Raw genomic sequence first — 558 nt, forward strand, 5'->3', positions numbered from 1 at the left:
AGGTGAAACAACATGGAATGGGAATTCAACAGTTATTACACACTGATTGCCGCCACGCTCGTGTTGCTGGTTGGTAAATTTCTGGTTCAAAAAATCAAATTCTTAAGAGACTTCAATATTCCCGAGCCGGTCGCCGGCGGTTTGATTGCCGCTATCGTCCTGTTCGCCCTGCACGAAGCCTACGGTGTCAGCTTCAAATTTGAAAAACCGCTGCAAGATGCGTTCATGCTCATCTTCTTTACATCCATCGGTTTGAGCGCCGACTTCTCCCGTCTGAAAGCGGGCGGTTTGCCTTTGGTTATCTTTACCGCCGTGGTGGGTGCATTCATCATCGTCCAAAACTTCGTCGGTGTCGGCTTGGCGAGCGCATTGGGCTTGGATCCGCTGATTGGCCTGATTACCGGTTCGATTACCCTGACCGGCGGTCACGGTACTGCCGGTGCATGGGGTCCTGACTTTGAAAGCAAATTCGGCCTGACCGGCGCAACCGGCTTAGGTATGGCTTCTGCAACATTCGGCCTGGTATTCGGCGGTTTGATCGGTGGTCCTGTTGCACGC

Annotated in this window: 1 protein-coding gene; it reads left to right on the forward strand. The window is 52.7% G+C overall.

Features of this window, described 5'->3' with window-relative positions; genetic code table 11:
- Positions 1 to 12 precede the first annotated feature (12 nt).
- The coding region (locus ACTHUG_RS11315) for a sodium/glutamate symporter (protein ID WP_440422263.1) at positions 13 to 558 on the forward strand (546 nt) is incomplete at its 3' end.

Source organism: Neisseria sp. P0022.S009 (genome assembly GCF_051956675.1).
In the GTDB taxonomy this organism is placed as follows: Bacteria; Pseudomonadota; Gammaproteobacteria; order Burkholderiales; family Neisseriaceae; genus Neisseria.